Annotated in this window: 23 protein-coding genes and 1 pseudogene; 22 read left to right on the top strand and 2 right to left on the bottom strand. The window is 71.7% G+C overall.

Features of this window, described 5'->3' with window-relative positions:
• Window positions 1-206: 206 nt before the first annotated feature.
• Window positions 207-1,112 carry an SAM-dependent methyltransferase gene (locus ACIRGB_RS29845; RefSeq protein ID WP_403871624.1) on the bottom strand — a complete coding sequence of 302 codons (906 nt, stop codon included), beginning with the start codon at window positions 1,110-1,112 and terminating at the stop codon, window positions 207-209.
• 669 nt (window positions 1,113-1,781) lie between these two features.
• On the opposite strand from ACIRGB_RS29845, the gene ACIRGB_RS29840 reads away from it, so the two are divergent.
• The 17 genes and pseudogenes from ACIRGB_RS29840 (at window position 1,782) to ACIRGB_RS29760 (ending at window position 15,241) form a co-directional block, all read left to right on the top strand.
• Window positions 1,782-2,378 (top strand): hypothetical protein, encoded by a 597-nt coding sequence (locus ACIRGB_RS29840; protein ID WP_030188620.1) that lies wholly within the window; start codon window positions 1,782-1,784, stop codon window positions 2,376-2,378.
• A gap of 253 nt (window positions 2,379-2,631) precedes the next feature.
• Window positions 2,632-3,051 carry a 30S ribosomal protein S16 gene (gene rpsP, locus ACIRGB_RS29835; RefSeq protein ID WP_007444852.1) on the top strand — a complete coding sequence of 140 codons (420 nt, stop codon included), beginning with the start codon at window positions 2,632-2,634 and terminating at the stop codon, window positions 3,049-3,051.
• A 2-nt stretch (window positions 3,052-3,053) separates the two neighbouring features.
• Complete coding sequence (locus ACIRGB_RS29830) at window positions 3,054-3,293, top strand: RNA-binding protein (RefSeq protein ID WP_003973401.1); 240 nt, start codon at window positions 3,054-3,056, stop codon at window positions 3,291-3,293.
• A 109-nt stretch (window positions 3,294-3,402) separates the two neighbouring features.
• Entirely contained in the window at window positions 3,403-3,984 is a 582-nt protein-coding gene (rimM, locus tag ACIRGB_RS29825; protein ID WP_403871622.1) for a ribosome maturation factor RimM, read from the top strand.
• Complete coding sequence (gene trmD / locus ACIRGB_RS29820) at window positions 3,984-4,817, top strand: tRNA (guanosine(37)-N1)-methyltransferase TrmD (protein ID WP_104632547.1); 834 nt, start codon at window positions 3,984-3,986, stop codon at window positions 4,815-4,817. The genes rimM and trmD overlap by 1 nt, the downstream gene beginning before the upstream one ends.
• Window positions 4,818-4,953: 136 nt before the next feature.
• On the top strand, window positions 4,954-5,304 hold the full coding sequence (gene rplS, locus ACIRGB_RS29815; RefSeq protein ID WP_003973398.1) for a 50S ribosomal protein L19: 351 nt from the start codon (window positions 4,954-4,956) through the stop codon (window positions 5,302-5,304).
• Between the two features lie 45 nt (window positions 5,305-5,349).
• Entirely contained in the window at window positions 5,350-6,111 is a 762-nt protein-coding gene (gene lepB, locus ACIRGB_RS29810) for a signal peptidase I (protein ID WP_403871620.1), read from the top strand.
• Window positions 6,104-7,186: pseudogene (lepB, locus tag ACIRGB_RS29805) on the top strand (signal peptidase I); the annotation flags it as partial. The gene lepB (ACIRGB_RS29810) and the pseudogene lepB (ACIRGB_RS29805), both read left to right, overlap by 8 nt.
• On the top strand, window positions 7,077-8,087 hold the full coding sequence (gene lepB, locus ACIRGB_RS29800) for a signal peptidase I (protein WP_403871619.1): 1,011 nt from the start codon (window positions 7,077-7,079) through the stop codon (window positions 8,085-8,087). The pseudogene lepB (ACIRGB_RS29805) and the gene lepB (ACIRGB_RS29800), both read left to right, overlap by 110 nt.
• A 132-nt stretch (window positions 8,088-8,219) precedes the next feature.
• A complete protein-coding gene (lepB, locus tag ACIRGB_RS29795; protein WP_403871617.1) occupies window positions 8,220-8,996 on the top strand; it encodes a signal peptidase I in 777 nt (258 codons plus the stop codon).
• The gene (locus ACIRGB_RS29790) at window positions 8,986-9,516 is read left to right on the top strand and encodes an NUDIX hydrolase (protein WP_403871616.1); all 531 of its coding nucleotides are present in this window, start codon (window positions 8,986-8,988) and stop codon (window positions 9,514-9,516) included. Before lepB (ACIRGB_RS29795) ends, ACIRGB_RS29790 begins: the two co-directional genes overlap by 11 nt.
• Window positions 9,517-9,572: 56 nt before the next feature.
• Window positions 9,573-9,881 (top strand): DUF2469 domain-containing protein, encoded by a 309-nt coding sequence (locus ACIRGB_RS29785; protein WP_003965949.1) that lies wholly within the window; start codon window positions 9,573-9,575, stop codon window positions 9,879-9,881.
• A gap of 88 nt (window positions 9,882-9,969) precedes the next feature.
• A complete protein-coding gene (locus tag ACIRGB_RS29780) occupies window positions 9,970-10,332 on the top strand; it encodes a YraN family protein (RefSeq protein WP_403871614.1) in 363 nt (120 codons plus the stop codon).
• Entirely contained in the window at window positions 10,332-11,960 is a 1,629-nt protein-coding gene (locus ACIRGB_RS29775) for a YifB family Mg chelatase-like AAA ATPase (protein WP_403871612.1), read from the top strand. The genes ACIRGB_RS29780 and ACIRGB_RS29775 overlap by 1 nt, the downstream gene beginning before the upstream one ends.
• 281 nt (window positions 11,961-12,241) lie before the next feature.
• Window positions 12,242-13,429, top strand: a complete 1,188-nt coding sequence (gene dprA / locus ACIRGB_RS29770) for a DNA-processing protein DprA (protein ID WP_403871849.1) — start codon at window positions 12,242-12,244, stop codon at window positions 13,427-13,429.
• A 283-nt stretch (window positions 13,430-13,712) separates the two neighbouring features.
• Entirely contained in the window at window positions 13,713-14,555 is an 843-nt protein-coding gene (gene whiG / locus ACIRGB_RS29765; RefSeq protein WP_403871610.1) for an RNA polymerase sigma factor WhiG, read from the top strand.
• Window positions 14,556-14,683: 128 nt separating this feature from the next.
• The gene (locus ACIRGB_RS29760; RefSeq protein ID WP_403871847.1) at window positions 14,684-15,241 is read left to right on the top strand and encodes a TetR/AcrR family transcriptional regulator; all 558 of its coding nucleotides are present in this window, start codon (window positions 14,684-14,686) and stop codon (window positions 15,239-15,241) included.
• Here the strand turns inward: ACIRGB_RS29760 and ACIRGB_RS29755 are convergent.
• Window positions 15,195-15,845 carry a murein hydrolase activator EnvC family protein gene (locus tag ACIRGB_RS29755; RefSeq protein ID WP_403871608.1) on the bottom strand — a complete coding sequence of 217 codons (651 nt, stop codon included), beginning with the start codon at window positions 15,843-15,845 and terminating at the stop codon, window positions 15,195-15,197. The genes ACIRGB_RS29760 and ACIRGB_RS29755 overlap by 47 nt on opposite strands.
• A gap of 307 nt (window positions 15,846-16,152) precedes the next feature.
• Here ACIRGB_RS29755 and rpsB point away from each other — a divergent pair, with 307 nt between their 5' ends.
• From rpsB to ACIRGB_RS29730, 5 genes are all read left to right on the top strand, one after another.
• Window positions 16,153-17,076, top strand: a complete 924-nt coding sequence (gene rpsB, locus ACIRGB_RS29750) for a 30S ribosomal protein S2 (protein ID WP_403871607.1) — start codon at window positions 16,153-16,155, stop codon at window positions 17,074-17,076.
• A gap of 94 nt (window positions 17,077-17,170) precedes the next feature.
• On the top strand, window positions 17,171-18,007 hold the full coding sequence (tsf, locus tag ACIRGB_RS29745; RefSeq protein WP_403871605.1) for a translation elongation factor Ts: 837 nt from the start codon (window positions 17,171-17,173) through the stop codon (window positions 18,005-18,007).
• A 206-nt stretch (window positions 18,008-18,213) separates the two neighbouring features.
• The gene (gene pyrH / locus ACIRGB_RS29740; protein WP_007444937.1) at window positions 18,214-18,972 is read left to right on the top strand and encodes a UMP kinase; all 759 of its coding nucleotides are present in this window, start codon (window positions 18,214-18,216) and stop codon (window positions 18,970-18,972) included.
• Between the two features lie 178 nt (window positions 18,973-19,150).
• Window positions 19,151-19,708 carry a ribosome recycling factor gene (gene frr / locus ACIRGB_RS29735; RefSeq protein WP_403871603.1) on the top strand — a complete coding sequence of 186 codons (558 nt, stop codon included), beginning with the start codon at window positions 19,151-19,153 and terminating at the stop codon, window positions 19,706-19,708.
• A complete protein-coding gene (locus ACIRGB_RS29730) occupies window positions 19,708-20,883 on the top strand; it encodes a phosphatidate cytidylyltransferase (RefSeq protein ID WP_403871601.1) in 1,176 nt (391 codons plus the stop codon). The genes frr and ACIRGB_RS29730 overlap by 1 nt, the downstream gene beginning before the upstream one ends.
• The last annotated feature ends 288 nt before the right edge of the window (window positions 20,884-21,171 follow it).

The raw sequence follows: 21,171 nt of genomic DNA, 5'->3' as shown, positions 1-21,171 counted from the left end.
GCGAGGCCGCCTCGGCGGTCGCTCCGCCCCGTCCCCGCCCCCGCAGGGGGCGCAGGACGGTCTTGCGGCATGATCCATCAGGGGAAACCGCCGGAGCCCCGGACCGGCTTCTTCACACCGTTCACACCCGCATCGGAAGAAGCCCGTCAGGCGTCGCACACACGCGGCCGGAAACGGCCGGAACCAGTCGACACCGGTACCGATCGTCAGGGGACTCGTGCGACCAGGTAGCGGAACACGTTCGGCATCCACACGGTGCCGTCCGGCCGCTGGTGCGGGTGCAGGGCCTCCGTCAGCTCCTTGTCGACCTGTTCCCGGTCGGTCGCCGCGACCGCCGCGTCGAACAGCCCGGTCGACAGCAGCCCGCGTACCGCGCTGCCCGGGTCGGCGTAGCCGAACGGGCAGGCCACCCGCCCCGAGCCGTCCGGCCTGAGCCCGGCCCGCTGGGCGACCTCCTCCAGGTCGTCGCGCAGGGCGGGGCGCCAGCCGCCCGTGCCGCGCGTCGGGTCGGTGAGCTTGGCGGCCACCCGCAGCACCGAGGTCGTGGCGCACCGCTCGGGCGGGCCCCAGCCTGCCAGCACCACGGCCGCCCCGCGTGCGGCGAGCGGCGTCGCCCGGGCGAGCAGTTCGCCGAGCTCCTCCGCGTCGCCCGCGCGGCACCCGGTGGGTTCGAAGGCGGTCACCAGCGTGTACGCCGGTGCCGTGGGGTCCGCCGCGTCCTCGGGCGCGCCCTCGACGATCCGTGGCGCGTCGGCACGCGTGCGCGTGCCCACCGCGCCGCCCGTCCCGGGTCCCGCGGGCGTCCCGGGCTCCTCGGACGTCCCGGACAGCAGGCGTCGGCGGGCCAGCGCCAGCAGGTCCGGGGAGCGGGAGTCGACCCCGGTCACCGTGGCACCGCGCGAGGCGGCCATCAGCAGCGCGAGACCGGAACCGCAGCCCAGGCCCAGCATCCGGGTGTCGCCGCCCACGTCCAGTCGCTCGTAGACGGCCTCGTAGAGCGGTACGAGCATCCGCTCCTGTATCTCGGACCAGTCACGCGCGCGTGCCCGCAGGTCCACGTGAGGCGTCGCCCTCGCGTGAGATGGGTGCTGCCGCACGAGCGTAGGTGTCATAGGAAAGTGCCCCAATCGCCGAGTGTTGCCGCCGTGCCCGATTCCATGGCCCCCGTGCAGTGCGCTCGCACTCCCCCCGTATGCCAGGTAACTCCGGGCTCGCCCCGGCGTCCAGTGGTAGCGGGGCCCGTTTTGCCCGATCCCCGGCAGCGTGGCGAGATTTCACTTCCCGGCAACATGGGTCTGCCCGCGCGGTACCCGGGGCGATCCCGTCGCGCCGCCTGGAGGGGTTGGCCGGATCGTGTCGCTGGGCGATGACCGTGGGTGGCCGCCGCACGGACGGTACGGTTCCGGCCAAGGTCGGCCGGGCCTGCGGTGCCCGCGCGGGGGTCGGATGCCGCGGGAGGCGGGGCGGTGCCGCACGCCGGCGGCGCACCCGGTAACGTCGCGTCCGTGGGCCCGTCCACTCGGACGGTGTCCCTCCGACGCGACAGCGGCCGAAACGGCCCTTGCGCCCGCGCGGGTCCCGCACTCCGGCGCGTGGACGGCGGCTACGCGCCGGCGCGTACGTCGGACTACGCACCAGCTTGGTACGAGCTGTGCGGCTTCTCCGCAGATCAGCGCACCCGCCCTCGTCAGGACGCATCAGCGGCAACTGACTGGTACGTGCAAATTATTTGGGATGCCCCGGAATAGGAACACAGCGGCACCCCGGCTCGTTGTCATTACGTGAGCACGACACCACCTGTTCTCGCCGCAGAGCTGGCGCAGGCGTGGGCCGACATTCAGCGGCACCACACCGAGCTGCCCGATCTTGCCGCGCCCGAGTCCCTGATCGGAGAGTCGTCGTCCGCCTGCGGACACGAACTCTCCTTCGAACGACTGCTTCACGAGGCAGTCCACGGCATCGCCGCCGCGCGCGGAGTACGCGACACCTCCCGCGCGGGGCGCTATCACAACCGTCGGTTCCTCGCGATCGCCGAGGAGCTGGGCCTGGACCATCCCGAGGAGCCGCATCCCAGCAGCGGCTTCTCGCTGGTCACGCTCACCCCCGAGGCGAAGCGCCGCTACCGCCCGACGATCGAACGCCTCCAGCGCGCGCTGAAGGCCCACACCGCCGCCACCGCGACCGACACGGCCCGCAGCTTCCGCGGTCCGGCCGCCCGCCACGGCTCCTCCGGGGGAGGGGTGCGCGTGAAGGCGGTCTGCGACTGCGGGCGCAACGTCCGCGTGGTCCCGTCGGTGCTGGCCCAGGCCCCGATCATGTGCGGCGGCTGCGGCAAGCCGTTCCGGATCCCGGAGGTGGTCGGCGCGGGCGTGAGCTGACGGTCCGGCTGCTCGTGGCAGCCGGACCGGGGCCGGGTTCCGTCGGGAGCCGAGCGGTCCGCCCCACGGGCGGGCCCGGTGCCCTCGGTCCGACGGGCCTGCCCGCGTGTGGCACAATGGCTAGCTGTACTCGACAGTCGCACAGGACCCCTCTCTCCTCCGGCTGACGCGTCCATCGGGCACTCGGGTACCGCAACCCCACGCGGCTCTCTCGCCGTGCCCAATCACGTCAAAACCAGGAGAACCCACTCCCGTGGCAGTCAAGATCAAGCTGAAGCGTCTGGGCAAGATCCGTTCGCCTCACTACCGCATCGTCGTCGCCGACTCCCGTACCCGCCGTGACGGCCGGGCCATCGAGGAGATCGGCAAGTACCACCCGACGTACAACCCGTCGGTGATGGAGGTCGACGCCGAGCGTGTCGCGTACTGGCTCGGTGTCGGTGCTCAGCCGACCGAGCCCGTGCTCGCCATCCTGAAGAAGACCGGCGACTGGCAGAAGTTCAAGGGCGAGCCCGCCCCGGCTCCGCTGCTGCAGCCGGCCGAGAAGGCGGCCCGCCCGTCCTTCGAGGCGATCGGTGGCGAGGACGAGGGCAAGGGTGAGGCCATCACCCAGAAGAAGAAGGCCGACAAGAAGGACGAGGCCGCCGCCGAGTCCTCCGCGTCCGAGGCCTGAGCATGCTCGAGGAGGCTCTCGAGCACCTCGTGAAGGGCATCGTCGACAACCCTGACGATGTGCAGGTCGCCTCGCGCAACCTGCGCCGCGGCCGGGTGCTCGAGGTCCGGGTCCACCCCGACGACCTCGGCAAGGTGATCGGCCGCAACGGCCGCACCGCCCGCGCCCTGCGCACCGTCGTGGGCGCCATCGGCGGACGCGGTGTCCGTGTCGACCTCGTCGACGTGGATCACGTCCGCTGACGGCAATCGCAGCACCGGCTCGGGCCGGGGAAGGCCACTGGGCCGTCCCCGGCCCGCAGTCGTATGAGCCCGACCGGCTCGTCGCAGTACCGACAGGAGATCAAGCACAGTGCAGCTGGTAGTCGCGCGCATCGGCCGCGCCCACGGAATCAAGGGCGAGGTGACCGTCGAGGTCCGCACGGACGAGCCGGAGCTGAGGCTCGGACCCGGTGCCGTACTGGCCACCGATCCCGCCTCCGCCGGGCCGCTCACCATCGAGACCGGCCGGGTGCACAGCGGCCGCCTCCTGCTGCGTTTCGCCGGCGTCCACGACCGCACCGGCGCCGAGGCGCTGCGCAACACCCTCCTGATCGCCGACGTGGACCCGGACGAGCGGCCCGAGGACGAGGACGAGTACTACGACCACCAGCTGATCGACCTCGACGTGGTGACCGCCGACGGCACCGAGGTGGGCCGCATCTCCGAGATCTCCCACCTGCCCACGCAGGACCTCTTCGTGGTGGAGCGCCCCGACGGCAGCGAGGTCTACGTGCCGTTCGTCTCCGAGATCGTCACCGCGATCGACCTGGACGAGCAGCGCGCGGTCATCGACCCGCCGCCCGGGCTGATCGACGACCGGGCCGAGATCGCCTCCGCGCGCGACGCCGCCGGGGACGCGGACGCCGAGGACACCGCCGGAGACGATGCGTGATGCGGCTCGACGTCGTCACGATCTTCCCCGAGTACCTGGAACCGCTGAACGTCTCCCTCGTCGGCAAGGCACGCGCGCGCGGACAGCTCGGCGTCCACGTGCACGACCTGCGCGAGTGGACGTACGACCGCCACAACACGGTCGACGACACCCCCTACGGCGGCGGCCCCGGCATGGTCATGAAGACCGAGCCGTGGGGCGACGCGCTGGACTCCGTACTGGCCGACGGCTACGAGACGGGGTCCGGCGAGCCCGCCCTGATCGTGCCCACGCCCAGCGGCCGGCCCTTCACCCAGGAACTCGCCGTCCACCTCTCCGAGCGGCCCTGGCTGATCTTCACCCCCGCCCGCTACGAGGGCATCGACCGCCGCGTCGTCGACGAGTACGCGACCCGGATGCCCGTGTACGAGGTGTCCATCGGCGACTACGTCCTGGCCGGCGGCGAGGCCGCCGTACTCGTCGTCACCGAGGCCGTGGCCCGGCTGCTGCCCGGCGTGCTCGGCAACGCCGAGTCCCACCGGGACGACTCCTTCGCCCCCGGCGCCATGGCCGGCCTCCTGGAAGGCCCCGTCCACACCAAGCCGCCGCTGTGGCGCGGACGCGGCATCCCGGACGTGCTGCTCAGCGGCCACCACGGGAAGATCGCCCGCTGGCGCCGCGACGAGGCCCTGCGCCGCACCACGGCCAACCGGCCCGACCTGATCGAACGGTGCGATCCCGCCGCCTTCGACAAGAAGGACCGCGAGATGCTCTCCATCCTGGGCTGGCAGCCCGACCCGGACGGGGAACCGTACGGCCGATTTTGGCGCAGGACCCCGGGCATGGAAGAATAGGCGGCTGTTGTGCGTCCGTCCGGAGCGCGCCCCTGCCACAGGGGGAGACGACGTCCGTCCCGACCCGCACGACCCTGATTCCGAAACACCTAGTTTCCGTTGATGACCTGTGGCATCAGCGAAGAAAGCAGACGAAATGTCTCACCTGCTCGACTCCGTCGACGCCGCGTCGCTGCGCAGCGACGTCCCGGCCTTCCGCCCCGGCGACACCGTCAACGTCCACGTGCGCGTCATCGAGGGCAACCGCTCCCGTGTGCAGCAGTTCAAGGGCGTAGTCATCCGCCGCCAGGGCGCCGGCGTGCGCGAGACCTTCACGGTCCGCAAGGTCTCCTTCTCCGTCGGCGTCGAGCGCACCTTCCCGGTGCACACCCCGATCGTGGAGAAGATCGAGCTCGTCACCCGCGGTGACGTCCGCCGCGCCAAGCTGTACTACCTGCGCGAGCTGCGCGGCAAGGCCGCGAAGATCAAGGAGAAGCGCGACAGCTGAGCGCCCTCCGAGGTCCGCGCCGGGGCCGGATAGCATCTGGCCCCGATGGACATCGAAACACAGCACACGGAGCGCGACCGCTCCTCCCGCCCTTCCGACTCCGAGCAGCCCTCGGACCCGGAGGGCCCGGAGGGACGGTCGCGTTCCGCGTTGGCGGGGCGGATCAGGGACTGGGTGCCGGGCGGCCGGATCACCGTGGTCCTGCTGGCCCTCCTGCTGATCCTGCTGCTGGTCAGCACCTTCGTGCTGCAACCGTTCCAGATCCCCAGCGGATCGATGGAGCGCGGATTGAGGATCGGCGACCGGGTTCTCGTAAACAAGTTGGCGTACCGTTTCGACCGTCGGCCGCAGCGGGGCGACATCGTCGTCTTCGACGGCACCGGGAGCTTCGGGCGCGGCGACTACATCAAACGCGTGGTGGGTGTGGGCGGGGACCACGTGGTGTGCTGCGACGAGGAGGGGAGGGTCCGGGTGAACGGGCAGTCGGTCGACGAGTCGGCGTTCCTGTACCCCGGCGACCGCCCGTCCACGGTCCCCTTCGACGTCGTCGTCCCCGACGGCACCCTCTTCGTCCTCGGCGACCACCGGGCCGACTCCAGCGACTCCCGCGACCACCTGGGCTCCCCGGGGGGCGGGATGGTCCCGCTGGACGACGTGATCGGCCGCGCCGACTGGATCGTCTGGCCCTTCGGCCACGCCACCCGGCTGGAGCGTCCCGACGCCTACGCGCGCGTGCCGGACGCGGAGGCCGACGCCGGGGCCGCATCCGGGGCCGGGGCCGCGCGCGACGAGGACGCCGATGGGTAGCCGGGGCAAGCCGCGAGGAGCGCCCAGCAGCCCCACGGAGAACCTGCTGCCGACCGGCTCGCGGCGCACCGCCGCACCGTCCGGCGGCCGCTCCCGCGCCGAACGCCGCAAGCTCCAGCGCAAGGTCAAACGACGGCGCAGACGCGGCGCCGTCAAGGAGATCCCGCTCCTCATCGGCGTCGCGGTCCTCATAGCGCTGGTGCTCAAGACCTTTCTCGTGCAGGCCTTCGTGATCCCCTCGGGCTCCATGGAGCAGACCATCCGGATCGGGGACCGGGTCCTGGTGGACAAGCTCACCCCGTGGTTCGGCTCCGAGCCGCAGCGCGGCGACGTCGTCGTCTTCCGCGACCCGGGCGGCTGGCTCCAGGGCGAGCAGACCACGAAGAAGGACGACCCCGTCGTCGTCAAACAGGTCAAGGAAGGTCTCGCCTTCATCGGACTGCTGCCGTCCGACGACGAGAAGGACCTCATCAAGCGGGTCGTCGGCGTGGGCGGTGACCACGTCAAGTGCTGCGACAAACAGGGACGCGTCACCGTCAACGGCGTTCCCCTGGACGAGGACTACCTGTACCCCGGCGACGTCCCCTCCCGGACGCCGTTCGACGTCACCGTTCCCGAGGGGCGGCTGTGGGTGATGGGCGACCACCGGTCCAACTCCGCCGACTCCCGCGCCCACCAGGAGACCGACTTCGGCACGGTGTCCCAGGACGAGGTGGTGGGACGGGCCATGGTGATCGCGTGGCCGTTCGGTCACTGGACCACCCTGGACGAACCGGAAACGTACGCGTCCGTGGCCGACGCGGCCTCCGGTTCGACCGCCGCTCCCGAGCTGTCGCATAGGGTTGCCCCCTACGATCCGAACGCGATGATTGAACTCCCGACCCCTGCGGAACTCCCGCTCGTTATGGGAGTGGTGGGCCTGCGCCGTTTCCGGGGCAGGCGGCGGCAGAGAGTAAGGAGTTGGCGTGGGGGATGTGGCGGTTGGCGCACGGTCCGGTCACGACGGCGAGGAGAACCGCGGACGCCCCGAGGAGAGCTCCGGTCCGGCCGCGGTCGGCGCCCCGGCCTCCGGGTACGGCTCCGGGACCGAGGACGGCAGGGTGACGAACGGACAGCACGGCCAGGGCGGACACAACGGCGGGACGGAGGACGAGGGGGTCGGCGGGACGCCGCCCGCGACACCTCCCGCGGCCAAGAAGCAGCGCTCCTTCTGGAAGGAACTGCCGATCCTGATCGGCATCGCGCTGGTCCTCGCCCTGCTGATCAAGACGTTCCTGGTACAGGCGTTCTCCATCCCCTCGTCCTCGATGGAGAACACCCTTCAGATCGGTGACCGCGTCCTGGTCGACAAGCTGACCCCCTGGTTCGGCTCCGAGCCCGAGCGCGGCGAGGTCGTCGTCTTCCACGACCCGGACGACTGGCTGGCGGGCGAGCCGACACCCGACCCGAACGCCCTGCAAACGGTCCTCAGCTGGATCGGCCTGATGCCGTCCGCCGACGAGAAGGACCTGATCAAGCGGGTCATCGGCGTCGCCGGCGACACGGTCGAGTGCAACAAGACGGGCCCGCTCAAGGTCAACGGCAAGGCGCTGAACGAGCCGTACGTCTACCCGGGCAACACGCCGTGCTCGGACGACGACCAGGGCGGACGGTTCAAGGTCACGGTGCCCGACGGCAAGATCTGGGTCATGGGCGACCACCGGCAGAACTCCCGGGACTCCCGCTACAACCAGTCGGACAAGAACGGCGGCATGGTCCCGGTGGACCAGGTCGTCGGCCGCGCCATCGTGGTCGCCTGGCCGATGAACCGCTGGAGCACCCTGCCGGTCCCCGACACCTTCGGCCAGGACGGCTTGCAGGACCAGCCCTCGGCCGCCGCCGCGCTGTCGGTCGCGCCGCAGGGCCTGGCCGTGGCCGGTGTGGTCCCGGTCGTCTGGTGGCGCCGTCGCCGCTCCGCTCCGGCCGAGACGCGCTGAGCCTGCTGGATCCCGCCCGATCCCGCCGGTCACGCTGGGTCGAGCCGGATCCCGCCGAGGCTCCAAGAGCCCCCTTCCGGCCCCCGGGAGGGGGCTGCCCCGTTGGCGTACCGCCGGGTAAGGTGCCGCTCCATGGGTGGCGAGAGCACGACACGTACGGTCCCGCGCGGCGGCGGAACGACCAGGAGTCCGAGGGGCAGCCGGACCGGGCAGCGGCTGTCCGGCATCGCGGTGGCGCTGGGCCTGGTGCTGTTCCTCGGCGGATTCGGCTGGGGAGCGGTGGTCTACCGGCCCTACACCGTGCCGACCAGTTCCATGACGCCGACGATCGACGCCGGCGACCGGGTCCTGGCGCAGCGCATCGACGGCGCCGACGTCCGCCGCGGTGACGTCGTCGTGTTCAAGGACGCGACCTGGGCCAACGCCCCGATGGTCAAGCGGGTCGTCGCCGTCGGCGGGGACACCGTCTCCTGCTGCCAGAAGGGCAAGCTGACGGTCAACGGCAAGGTGATCGACGAGCCGTACCTGCCCGCCGGGACGCCGGCCGAGATCAGCGACTTCCAGACCGTGACCGTCCCGGAGGGCCGCCTGTTCCTGCTGGGCGACGAGCGCGACAACTCCGTGGACTCCACCGCCCACCTCACCGACACGGCCCGCGGCACCGTCTCGCGCGGCGCGGTGGACGCCCGCGTGGACGCCGTGGCCTGGCCGCTGAACGGCATGCTGGAGCGGCCCACCGGCTTCGAGGCGCTGGGCGACCTCTCCTCGCCGGGGCCGCTGCGGACCGTCGTCGCGGTGGTGATCGCCGGAGCCGTGCTGATCCTGGGCGGCGCGGCCTACGGTCCGCTCGCCAAGCGGGCCGGGGCGTCCCGGGCCCGAAAGGGAGCGGAGCCGACCGGTGGCCGCTGAGGCGACCCCGGCGGGGCGGGACACCTACGAGGGCGGACTGCGCCGGGTCGCCCGGGTCGTGCTGCTCGACCCCGAGGACCGCATCCTGCTGCTGCACGGCCACGAACCGGACGATCCGGCCGACGACTGGTGGTTCACCCCCGGTGGCGGTGTGGAGGGCGACGAGACGCGTGCGCAGGCCGCCCGGCGCGAGCTGCTGGAGGAGACCGGCATCGCCGACGTCGCACTCGGCCCGGTGCTGTGGCGGCGCAGGTGCTCCTTCCCCTTCGCGGGCCGCCGCTGGGACCAGGACGAGTGGTACTACCTGGCCCGCACCGACCGGACCGCGACCGAGGCGGTCGGCCCCGGCCTCACCGAACTGGAGCGGCGCAGCGTCGCCGGAGCGCGCTGGTGGACGTGTGAGGAACTGACCCGGGCACGTGAGACGGTGTATCCGACCAGACTCGCCGAGCTGCTGCGCACGCTGCTCGACGAAGGTCCCCCGGCCGGGCCGGTGACCCTGGACACGGAAATCGTCTAGGGGCGCGCAGGGCTGGCGCACAATGGGGGGACCGTACGGCTGAAGGGGAACATGCCATGAGCGCCGAGGACCTCGAGAAGTACGAGACCGAGATGGAGCTCAAGCTCTACCGGGAGTACCGCGATGTCGTCGGTCTGTTCAAATACGTGATCGAGACCGAGCGGCGTTTCTACCTCACCAACGACTACGAGATGCAGGTGCACTCGGTGCAGGGCGAGGTGTTCTTCGAGGTCTCCATGGCCGATGCCTGGGTGTGGGACATGTACCGGCCGGCCCGGTTCGTCAAGCAGGTGAGGGTGTTGACGTTCAAGGACGTGAACATCGAGGAGCTGAACAAGAGCGACCTGGAGCTGCCCGGCGGGTGACGGAGTTTTCCACAACCGGTGAGTAGTTCACCGTGAGTGACGGACTCGCTCCGTCTGCGTGATCGTTGGTGCCGGAGGTGGTGCCGACATGAACGCACGAGGTGCGATGGGCAAGTACGGCGAGACACTCGCCGTCCGCCGGCTGACCGGGGCCGGGCTGACCGTCCTGGAGCGCAACTGGCGCTGTGGCAGGACCGGCGAGATCGACATCGTGGCCAGGGACGGAGACGTCCTGGTCGTCTGCGAGGTCAAGACGCGCCGGGGCGGCTCCTTCCAGCACCCGATGGCCGCCGTGACCCCGGACAAGGCCGACCGGCTGCGGCGCCTCGCGGAGCGCTGGATCCAGACCCACGGAGGAGCTCCGCCCGGTGGGGTCCGCATCGACCTGGTCGGCGTGCTCCTCCCGCAGCGCGGCGCCCCCGTGGTCGAGCACGCCCGGGGGGTGGCGTGATGGGGTTCGCGCGTACGTGTTCGGTAGCGCTCGTCGGCGTCGAGGGCGTGGTGGTCGAGGTCCAGGCCGACCTGGAACCGGGCGTGGCGGCGTTCACGCTGGTGGGGCTGCCGGACAAGAGCCTCACGGAGAGCCGGGACCGGGTACGGGCCGCGGTGGTGAACTCGGGCGCGGAGTGGCCCCAGAAGAAGCTGACGGTGGGCCTCAGCCCGGCCTCGGTGCCCAAGAGCGGCAGCGGCTTCGACCTGGCCGTCGCGGCGAGCGTCCTGGGCGCGGCCGAGCGGATCGACCCGCGGGTGCTCGCCGACATCGTGATGATCGGGGAGCTGGGCCTGGACGGGCGGGTGCGGCCGGTGCGCGGCATCCTGCCCGCGGTACTGGCCGCGGCCGACGCCGGATACGAACAGGTGGTCGTGCCGGAGTGCGCCGCGGCCGAGGCGTCGCTGGTGCCGGGCGTGTCGGTGCTCGGCGTCCGCAGCCTGCGGCAGTTGATCGCCGTCCTCGCCGACGAACCCGTGCCGGAGGAGGAGCAGGAGGACCAGCAGGGCCGCCCCGACCCGCTCCTGGCCGGTCTGCGCATGCCCGGCACGGGCGCGGCCACCGGCATGCACAGCATGGGAGCGGCCCAGTACGACCACGGCCACGACCTCGCCGACGTCGTCGGCCAGGAGTCGGCGCGCACGGCCGTGGAGGTCGCCGCGGCCGGCCGCCACCACCTGTTCCTGGAGGGACCGCCCGGCGCGGGCAAGACCATGCTCGCCGAACGGCTGCCCGCCATCCTGCCCCAGCTCTGCCGGACGGAGTCCCTTGAGGTCACCGCCGTGCACTCGGTGGCGGGACTGCTGCCGCCGGGCAAGCCCCTGATCGACGTGGCTCCCTACTGCGCCCCGCACCACTCCGCCACGATGCAGGCCCTCGTCGGGGGCGGCCCCGGCGTCGCCCGGCCGGGAGCGGTGTCGCTGGCACACCGAGGCGTCCTCTTCCTGGACGAGACCCCCGAGTTCAGCAGCCACGCGCTGGACGCCCTGCGCCAGCCGCTGGAGGCCGGGCACGTCGTCATCGCACGCAGCGCGGGTGTGGTGCGCTTCCCGGCGCGGTTCCTGATGGTGCTGGCCGCCAACCCCTGCCCCTGCGGGCGGTTCTCCCAGACCGACGAGTTGTGCGAGTGTCCGCCCTCGGCGATCCGCCGCTACCAGGCCAGGCTGTCCGGGCCGTTGCTCGACCGGGTCGACCTGCGGGTCGAGGTGGACCGCGTCACGCGCAGCCAGCTGGCCGGGGACGGCCCCCGGGGCGACGCCACGGCGACCGTCGCCGACCGGGTGCGCGCGGCCGGGGAGCGGGCGGCCGCACGCCTCGCGGGTTCCCCGTGGCGGTCGAACAGCGAGGTGCCCGGCCGGGAGCTGCGCAGTCGCTGGCGCGCCGCGTCCGGTGCCCTGGAGGAGGCGGAGCGCAGCCTGGAACGCGGTGTGCTCACCGCCCGCGGACTCGACCGGGTCCTGCGCGTCGCCTGGACCGTCGCGGACCTCGTCGGCCACGACCGCCCCGACGCACGGGACGTCGCCCTGGCACTGCAATTGCGCACGGGAGTCCCACGGGGCGTGCCGATGGCCTTGGGAGCACTGACGTGAACGGGGAGACGCCGCGGAACGAGGACGCCGCTGTGGGTGGGGAGACCGCGACCCCGGAGAACGCCGCCAAAAGTGGGAACGCGGCGCCGCCGCCGACGGACGAGGCCCTCTTCCACGACGACGCCGTGTTCCTCGGTCACGTCGGGCCGTCCGAGGGAGCGTCCCTCGGTCACGGCGGGCCGTCCGAAAGGGAGGCGGGGACGCGTGCTGTGGCCGGGGACGGTTCCGGTGTCGTGGACGGGATCGCTGCCGGCGGCGGTGTCGTCGTGGCGCGGGACGCCGTGGGCGCGGGTGCCGGCGGGGGATGGGCGCCGGGTGACCGACCGGTGGACGGTGAGTTGCTCGGGCGGGTCTTCCTTGCCCGGGTGCTCGAGCCCGGGGACGAGACGGGCGGTCGGTGGGTGCGGGAGCGCGGAGTCCTGGAGGTGGTGCGGCGCCTGCGGGAGGGCGGGCGAGCCCTGCCGGGGGTGAGCGAGAAGCGGTGGGCCGGGCTGTGCGCTCGCGCGGACCGGGCCGACCCCCGCCGCGACCTGGCCGTCGCCCGGTCCGCGGGGGCGCGGTTCGTGATCCCCGGGACCGCGGAGTGGCCGGGTCAGCTCGACGACCTCGGCGACGCCCGGCCGCTGGGGCTCTGGGTGCGGGGCGGGCCCAGCCTGCGCATGTGGGCGCTCAGGTCGGTCGCCGTCGTCGGCGCCCGCGCCTGCACCGAGTACGGCGCCCACATGGCCACCACCCTCGCCGCCGGCCTGGCCGAGCGGGGCTGGGTCGTGGTGTCCGGCGGCGCCTACGGGATCGACGGCGCCGCCCACCGCGGTGCCCTCGGGGCCGGCGGCGCCACCGCGGCGGTCCTCGCCTGCGGGGTCGACCGCCCCTACCCTCCGGGGCACACCGCGCTGATCACCAGGATCGCCGAGCAGGGCCTGGTCGTCGGCGAGCTGCCGCCGGGCGACCATCCGACGCCGAGCAGATTCATCCTGCGCAACCGGGTCATCGCCGCGCTCACCCGGGGCACCGTGGTCGTCGAGGCCGCCTATCGCAGCGGTTCGCTGGTGACCGCCCGAGCGGCCCGGCGGCTGGGCCGGCACGTGATGGGCGTGCCCGGACCGGCGACCAGCGCCCTCTCCGCAGGGGTGCACGAGCTGCTGCGCGGGGACGCGGTGCTCGTCGGCGACGCCGCGGAGGTGGTCGAACTGGTGGGCGACATGGGTGAGCTGCCTCCGGAGCGGCGCGGACCCGTCCTGCCCACCGATCTCCTGGAGCCCCGGACCCGTCATGTGCTGTCCGGTCTCCCCGGGCGGGGAACGGCGACGGCGGCGGAGGTGGCACGCCGCGCCCAGACCACCGAGGACGACGCGATCGCGAGGCTGTACGAGCTTCGAGCACTCGGTTACGTCGAACGACACGGCGACGGCTGGAAGTTGACACGCCAGGCGATGATCTCGGTTCGCGGCGGTCGCAGCCCGTGCTGACGCACCGTGTTCGGCCGTCCGGGGGAACCCCGACGCCCGTGGGGATTCTGGCAGTTGAGGTATTCGAGTGATCACCCAGAGCGATCATCGTCCCCCCTGTAGAGCGTTCGGCGGAACGTATCTGCGTAGGGTCACCGCCCCCTCCTTCGCACACCGCGACGGTCCAGTCACGCTACGCTCACGATGACCCCCCACGCAGACGGCCGACAGCAGGCGACAACCAGAAGGCAGACCGGCGGCCTCAGGCAGATCCACATCACGGCAGAACGGCACTAGGCGACGAATGCCCCAGCACACCTCCGGGTCCGACCGGGCGGCGAGCCCCCCAGCCGCCCGCGACGGTGGCAGCGTGCGACCGTCCGCCCCCTCGACGCTCGACGAGCTGTGGCGGTCGTACAAGGCGACCGGCGACGAGCGGCTGCGGGAACAGCTGATCCTGCACTACTCGCCCCTGGTGAAGTACGTGGCGGGCCGCGTCAGCGTGGGGCTGCCGTCCAACGTCGAGCAGGCCGACTTCGTCTCCTCCGGGGTGTTCGGGCTGATCGACGCCATCGAGAAGTTCGACGTCGACCGGGAGATCAAGTTCGAGACGTACGCGATCACCCGGATCCGGGGCGCGATGATCGACGAACTGCGCGCCCTGGACTGGATCCCGCGCTCGGTGCGGCAGAAGGCGCGCAACGTCGAGCGTGCCTACGCGACGCTGGAGGCACGCCTGCGCCGCACCCCCTCGGAGAGCGAGGTCGCCGTGGAGATGGGGATCGCGGTGGAGGACCTCCACGCGGTCTTCAGTCAGCTGTCGCTGGCCAACGTGGTGGCCCTGGAGGAGCTGCTGCACGCGGGCGGCGAGGGCGGCGGCCGGCTGAGTCTGATGGACACGCTGGAGGACACCGCCGCCGACAACCCGGTGGAGGTCGCCGAGGACCGGGAGCTGCGACGGCTCCTGGCCCGGGCGATCAACACCCTGCCGGAGCGGGAGAAGACCGTGGTCACGCTGTACTACTACGAGGGCCTCACGCTCGCCGAGATCGGGAACGTGCTGGGTGTGACCGAGAGCAGGGTCAGTCAGATCCACACCAAGTCGGTGCTGCAACTGCGCGCCAAGCTGGCGGGTTTCGGCCGCTGACCTGGGCCCGAGGCAGGGAAACGACGTCGCCGGTGACCCGGTCGGAGGACGTGCGGCCGGGCGGACGACTCCCGTACGGGATGCCGCGTCCGTAAAGTGGTGACGTGCCAAGGATTCGAGCGGCCTCCGTGGCCGAGCACCGGTCGATGCAGCGTGCCGCCCTGCTGGACGCGGCACGCTCCCTGCTGTCCGACGGCGGCACGGAGGCGCTGACCTTCCCCGCCCTCGCCGAACGGACGGGCCTTGCCCGGTCGTCCGTCTACGAGTACTTCCGGTCGCGGGCCGCGGTGGTCGAGGAGCTGTGCGCCGTCGACTTCCCCGTCTGGGCGGCGGAGGTCGAGACCGCGATGGAGCGCGAGACGGCCCCCGAGGCCAAGGTCGAGGCGTATGTGCGCACCCAGCTCGACCTGGTCGGGGACCGGCGGCACCGCGCGGTCGTGGCCATTTCCGCGAGCGAGCTGGACGCCGGCGCCCGGGAGAAGATCCGCGCGGCGCACGGCGGACTGGTCGCGATGATCGTCGAGGCGCTCGGCGAGATGGGGCACACCCAGCCGCGGCTGGCGGCGATGCTCCTCCAGGGCGTCGTCGACGCGGCCGTACGACGGATCGAACTGGGCGCGGCGGAGGAACCGACCGCGATCACGGAGGCGGCGGTCTCCATGGCGCTGCGCGGCGTGCGGGGCTGATCTCCGCACGGCCGGGCAATGGCACCCCCAGGACCGGCAGCAGCCTCGACGGACCCGCGTTCAGCAGCCACGGCGGGAGCAGGGACAGCGGGTTCAGATAGACCTCGCCCCGCAGCAGACCCCAGTGCAGACAGGCCGTGCAGTGCGGGCCCGTCTGCTCCACCGTGCCGAGCAGCTCCCCGGCGGTGACCTCGTCACCCTTGCGCACGGCCGCCTCGACGGGGGCGTACGTCGTCCGCAGGGGTGGTTCGCCCGTCCCCGTCAACTCCACCGAGACCACACCCCGGCCCGCGACCGGCCCCGCGAACGACACCCGCCCCGCGGCCACCGCCCGCACCGGCGCCCCGCCGTCCGCGGCGAGGTCCACGCCGCGGTGCCCCGGACCGTACGGGGTCGCCGGGGGCTCCCAGCCCCGCAGGACCACGGGCCGCGTGCCGACCGGCCAGCCCCGGGCCACGGCCGGCACCATCGGGTCCACCGCCCCCGCTTCCCCCGCCGCCTCCGCTGGGTCCGGCAGGGCCCGTACCGCCGTCGCCGGGGCCGGGCGCGGCCGCCCCGCGCCCGGCCCGGCCAGGACGGTCAGGACGACCGACAGCACTGCCACCCGGGCACACGCACCCACCCATCGCCTCGTTCGCATGCGAGCACCGTCCCGCACCGGGACCCGTCGCCGCCCGGCCCTGTGGACCGCGCCCCGGTTGTGGACAGCCGCGTCACCCGGTGCCCCGCGGGTCCCGTACACTTCTGGTGGCGATCCGGGTCACCGGGTCGACTTCGCACGCCCCGACACGAAGCCCGCAAAGGCTCGTGTCAGCGCCCCTCGGTCCCTAGTGGCAGGCGCATCGCGGGCGTCAGGCGCGGGAGCCGTCCGGCTCGCGCGGCACAACCGAGAAACTCAAGGAGATACGGCCATGGCCGTCGTCACGATGCGGGAGCTGCTGGAAAGCGGCGTCCACTTCGGTCACCAGACCCGCCGTTGGAACCCGAAGATGAAGCGCTTCATCTTCACCGAGCGCAACGGCATCTACATCATCGACCTGCTCCAGTCGCTGTCGTACATCGACCGCGCCTACGAGTTCGTCAAGGAGACCGTCGCCCACGGCGGCACGGTCATGTTCGTCGGCACGAAGAAGCAGGCGCAGGAGGCCATCGCCGAGCAGGCCACCCGCGTCGGCATGCCCTACGTCAACCAGCGCTGGCTGGGCGGCATGCTCACCAACTTCTCGACCGTCTACAAGCGCCTGCAGCGCCTCAAGGAGCTCGAGCAGATCGACTTCGAGGACGTGGCCGCCTCCGGCCTCACCAAGAAGGAGCTGCTGGTCCTCTCCCGCGAGAAGGCCAAGCTGGAGAAGACCCTCGGCGGTATCCGCGAGATGTCCAAGGTGCCCAGCGCCGTCTGGATCGTGGACACCAAGAAGGAGCACATCGCGGTCGGCGAGGCCCGGAAGCTCAACATCCCGGTCGTCGCCATCCTCGACACCAACTGCGACCCCGACGAGGTCGACTACAAGATCCCGGGCAACGACGACGCGATCCGCTCCGTCACCCTGCTCACCCGCGTGATCGCCGACGCCGTCGCCGAGGGCCTCATCGCCCGCTCCGGTGCCGCCGGCGGTGCCAAGGGCGAGAAGGCCGCCGGCGAGCCGCTCGCCGAGTGGGAGCGCGACCTGCTCGAGGGCGAGAAGGCCGAGAAGAAGGACGACGCCGAGGCCGCCGAGAAGCCCGCCGAGGCTCCGGCTGCCGAGGAGGCGCCCGCCGAGGCCGAGGCCCCCGCCGCCGAGGAGACGCCTGCCGAGACCCCGGCCGCCCCGGCCGCGGACGCCGAGCAGGCCTGACCCCTCACCACCTTCGGGTGCCGGACGGCGGGGGCCGCACAGCCCCCGCCGTCCGGCCCGTAGATCTTCAGACTTCGAGAGAGATTCCGAGATCATGGCGAACTACACCGCCGCCGACGTCAAGAAGCTCCGCGAGCTCACCGGCGCCGGCATGATGGACTGCAAGAAGGCGCTGGACGAGGCCGAGGGCAACGTCGAGAAGGCCGTCGAGGCGCTCCGCATCAAGGGCCAGAAGGGCGTCGCCAAGCGCGAGGGCCGCTCTGCCGAGAACGGCGCCGTCGTCTCGATCATCGCCGACGACAACACCTCGGGTGTCCTCGTCGAGCTGAAGTGCGAGACGGACTTCGTCGCCAAGGGCGAGAAGTTCCAGACCGTCGCCAAGACCATCGCCGCGCACGTCGCCAAGGCCGCCCCGGCCGACCTCGAGGCCCTGCTGGCCTCCGAGATCGAGCCCGGCAAGACCGTCCAGGCGTACGTGGACGAGGCCAACGCCAACCTCGGCGAGAAGATCGTCCTGGACCGCTTCGCGCAGTTCTCCGGCGGCTTCGTGACCGCGTACATGCACCGCACGATGCCCGACCTGCCCCCGCAGATCGGTGTCCTCGTCGAGCTGGACAAGCCCAACGCCGAGATCGCCAAGGGCGTCGCCCAGCACATCGCCGCCTTCGCGCCGAAGTACCTCTCCAAGGAGGACGTCCCGGCCGAGGTCGTCGAGTCCGAGCGCCGCGTCGCCGAGGAGACCACCCGCGCCGAGGGCAAGCCCGAGGCCGCCCTGCCGAAGATCGTCGAGGGTCGCCTCAACGGCTTCTTCAAGGACGCCACCCTGCTCGGCCAGCCCTACGCCCTGGACAACAAGAAGTCCGTCCAGAAGGTGCTGGAAGAGGCCGGTGTCAGCCTGAAGCGCTTCTCGCGCATCAAGGTCGGCATCTGAGTCCGTACCGCGACGGACGTGCGACCCCGGTAGGGTCGACAGCAGTCGTCGGCGCCGTTCGCGTATGCCGTTGCGTACGCGCGCGTGGCGGCCGACGACAGCAGATCTGACGAGGAGGCCATTGCCGCGTATGGGATGCGAAACACGCCCCCACCGGCAGTGGCCTTCTTCGTGTGTGTGACCCACGTAAAAGAGGCGAGATCTCCATGACCACCAAGGCCGAGAAGAGCGACGACGGCAAAGTACGCGGCCGCTTCATGCTGAAGCTGTCCGGAGAGGCCTTCTCCGGCGGTGGGGGCCTGGGCGTCGACCCCGACGTGGTGCACGCCATCGCCCGCGAGATCGCGGCCGTCGTCCGGGACGGCGCGCAGATCGCGATCGTCATCGGCGGCGGCAACTTCTTCCGCGGCGCCGAACTGCAGGTGCGCGGCATGGACCGCGCCCGCTCCGACTACATGGGCATGCTCGGCACCGTGATGAACTGCCTGGCCCTCCAGGACTTCCTGGAGAAGGAGGGCGTCGACTGCCGCGTGCAGACCGCCATCACCATGGGCCAGGTCGCCGAGCCCTACATCCCGCTGCGCGCCGTGCGCCACCTGGAGAAGGGCCGCGTGGTCATCTTCGGCGCCGGTATGGGCATGCCGTACTTCTCCACCGACACCACCGCCGCCCAGCGCGCCCTCGAGATCGACGCCGAGGCCCTGCTCATGGGCAAGAACGGCGTGGACGGGGTCTACGACTCCGACCCGAAGACCAACCCGGACGCCGTGAAGTTCGACGCGCTCGGCTACGGCGAGGTCATCACCCGGGACCTCAAGGTCGCCGACGCCACCGCCGTCACGCTCTGCCGCGACAACAGCCTCCCGATCGTGGTCTTCGAGCTGTTGAAGGAGGGCAATATCGCCCGCGCCGTCAAGGGTGAGAAGATCGGCACGCTCGTGGGTGACCAGGGCAGCCGGGACTGACCGGAGAACACCCCCGTCCGCGGACACCACCTGTCCGGGGGACGGACGGGGCGGGACCGGGCCGGGGGATGGACAATGTCCCGCCGGTCGGGAACCGTGCAGGAAGAACGCGACGCAGCCGGCCGCTGCCCGCAGGGGAACCGCAGCCGGGCCTACTCAAGACACGCAGGAGCAAGTGGTGATCGAAGAGACCCTCCTCGAGGCCGAGGAGAAGATGGAGAAGGCCGTCGTGGTCGCCAAGGAGGACTTCGCCGCGATCCGCACCGGCCGTGCGCACCCGGCGATGTTCAACAAGATCGTGGCGGAGTACTACGGCGCGCCGACGCCGATCAACCAGCTGGCCTCGTTCTCCGTGCCCGAGCCGCGCATGGCCGTGGTGACGCCCTTCGACAAGACGGCCCTGCGCAACATCGAGCAGGCGATCCGCGACTCCGACCTGGGCGTCAACCCGAGCAACGACGGCAACATCATCCGGGTGGTGTTCCCCGAGCTGACCGAGGAGCGCCGCCGGGAGTACATCAAGGTGGCCAAGAGCAAGGGCGAGGACGCCAAGGTCTCGATCCGCTCCGTGCGCCGCAAGGCCAAGGACGCCATCGACAAGATGGTCAAGGACGGCGAGGTCGGCGAGGACGAGGGCCGCCGTGCGGAGAAGGAGCTCGACGACACCACCGCCAAGTACGTCGCGCAGGTGGACGAGCTCCTGAAGCACAAGGAAGCGGAGCTGCTCGAGGTCTGATGAACGACTCTTCCTGGGGAGCGCCGCCACAAGCCGGGTACTGGGGGCCGTCCGACCAGGGACCCGTCCAGGGCGCCGGCCCGGCGGGTCCCGCGTACGATGCGCACTACGCGCAGCAGACTCGCCCCATGCCCATCGTGCCCGACGTACCCGAACACGGCGGAGACCAGGACGACGACCAGGGGACCGCTCGGCTGAGCGGTCCCTTGTTCCGGGACGAGCCGTTCCACGACCAGTCCGTTCGCGACGAGCCGTATCGCGACCCGAGCACGTCGGCGCAGCCGTATGCGGCGGTGCCGCGGAATCCGGAGCCCATGCCCGACGCCCCCCAGCCGGCGCCGTCCCAGCCGCCGCAGAAGAAGAGCGCGGGGCGCGACCTGGGTGCCGCGATAGGGGTCGGCGTCGGGCTCGGCGTGGTGATCATCGCGTCGTTGTTCGTCGTCAAGGCGGTCTTCGTCGGCGTCATCGCGGTCGCGGTCGTGGTGGGCCTGTGGGAGCTGACCAAGCGGCTGGAGGAGCGCAAGGGCATCAAGGCGCCCCTGGTGCCGCTCGCGATCGGCGGCGCCGCGATGGTGGTCGCCGGCTACGCGCGCGGCGCCGAGGGAGCCTGGGTCGCCATGGCGCTCACGGCGCTCGCGGTCCTGGTGTGGCGCATGACGGAGCCGCCCGAGGGGTACCTCAAGGACGTCACGGCGGGTCTGTTCGCCGCGTTCTACGTGCCGTTCCTGGCCACGTTCGTCGCCATGATGCTGGCGGCCGACGACGGCGCCTGGCGGGTGCTGGTCTTCCTGATACTGACGGTCGTCAGCGACACCGGGGCCTACGCCGTCGGCTGGCGCTTCGGCCGGAAGAAGCTCGCCCCGCGCATCAGCCCAGGCAAGACCCGCGAGGGCCTGCTGGGAGCGGTGGCGTTCGCGATGGCGGCGGGCGCGCTGTGCATGCAGTTCCTGATCGACGACGGCACCTGGTGGCAGGGCCTGCTCCTCGGCCTCGTGGTCGCGGTCAGCGCCACCCTGGGCGACCTCGGCGAGTCCATGATCAAACGGGACCTCGGCATCAAGGACATGGGCACCCTCCTGCCGGGCCACGGCGGCATCATGGACCGCCTGGACTCCCTGCTGCCGACGGCCCCGGTGGTGTGGCTACTGCTGGTGATCTTCGTGGGGTCGGGCTGAACCGGTCGATGCCCCCTTCAGGGCGGGTCTGACCTGCTGGTTCTCCGGAGAGGGGCCCGTTGTCCACAGGACGGCGGGTCCCTCTGCGTATGTCTGGGAGACCGCTAGGGGCATGCCTAACCGGGGAAACTGGCAGGCAAGAGACGAGAACGGGCCCCCTACTTGCGTTTTCAGCGCGGGGTAGGGGGCCTATTTCGTGGTGCTGGGCCGTCCTCGGGCTGCGGACTCACAGAGCCGCAAGGTTCTGTCTCATCGAACCTTGCCTGGTCTCACCGAGGTCGAAGCTTG

The organism is Streptomyces sp. NPDC102490 (assembly GCF_044765285.1).
Lineage (GTDB): Bacteria > Actinomycetota > Actinomycetes > Streptomycetales > Streptomycetaceae > Streptomyces.
This window is presented reverse-complemented; position numbering and strand designations above follow the sequence as displayed.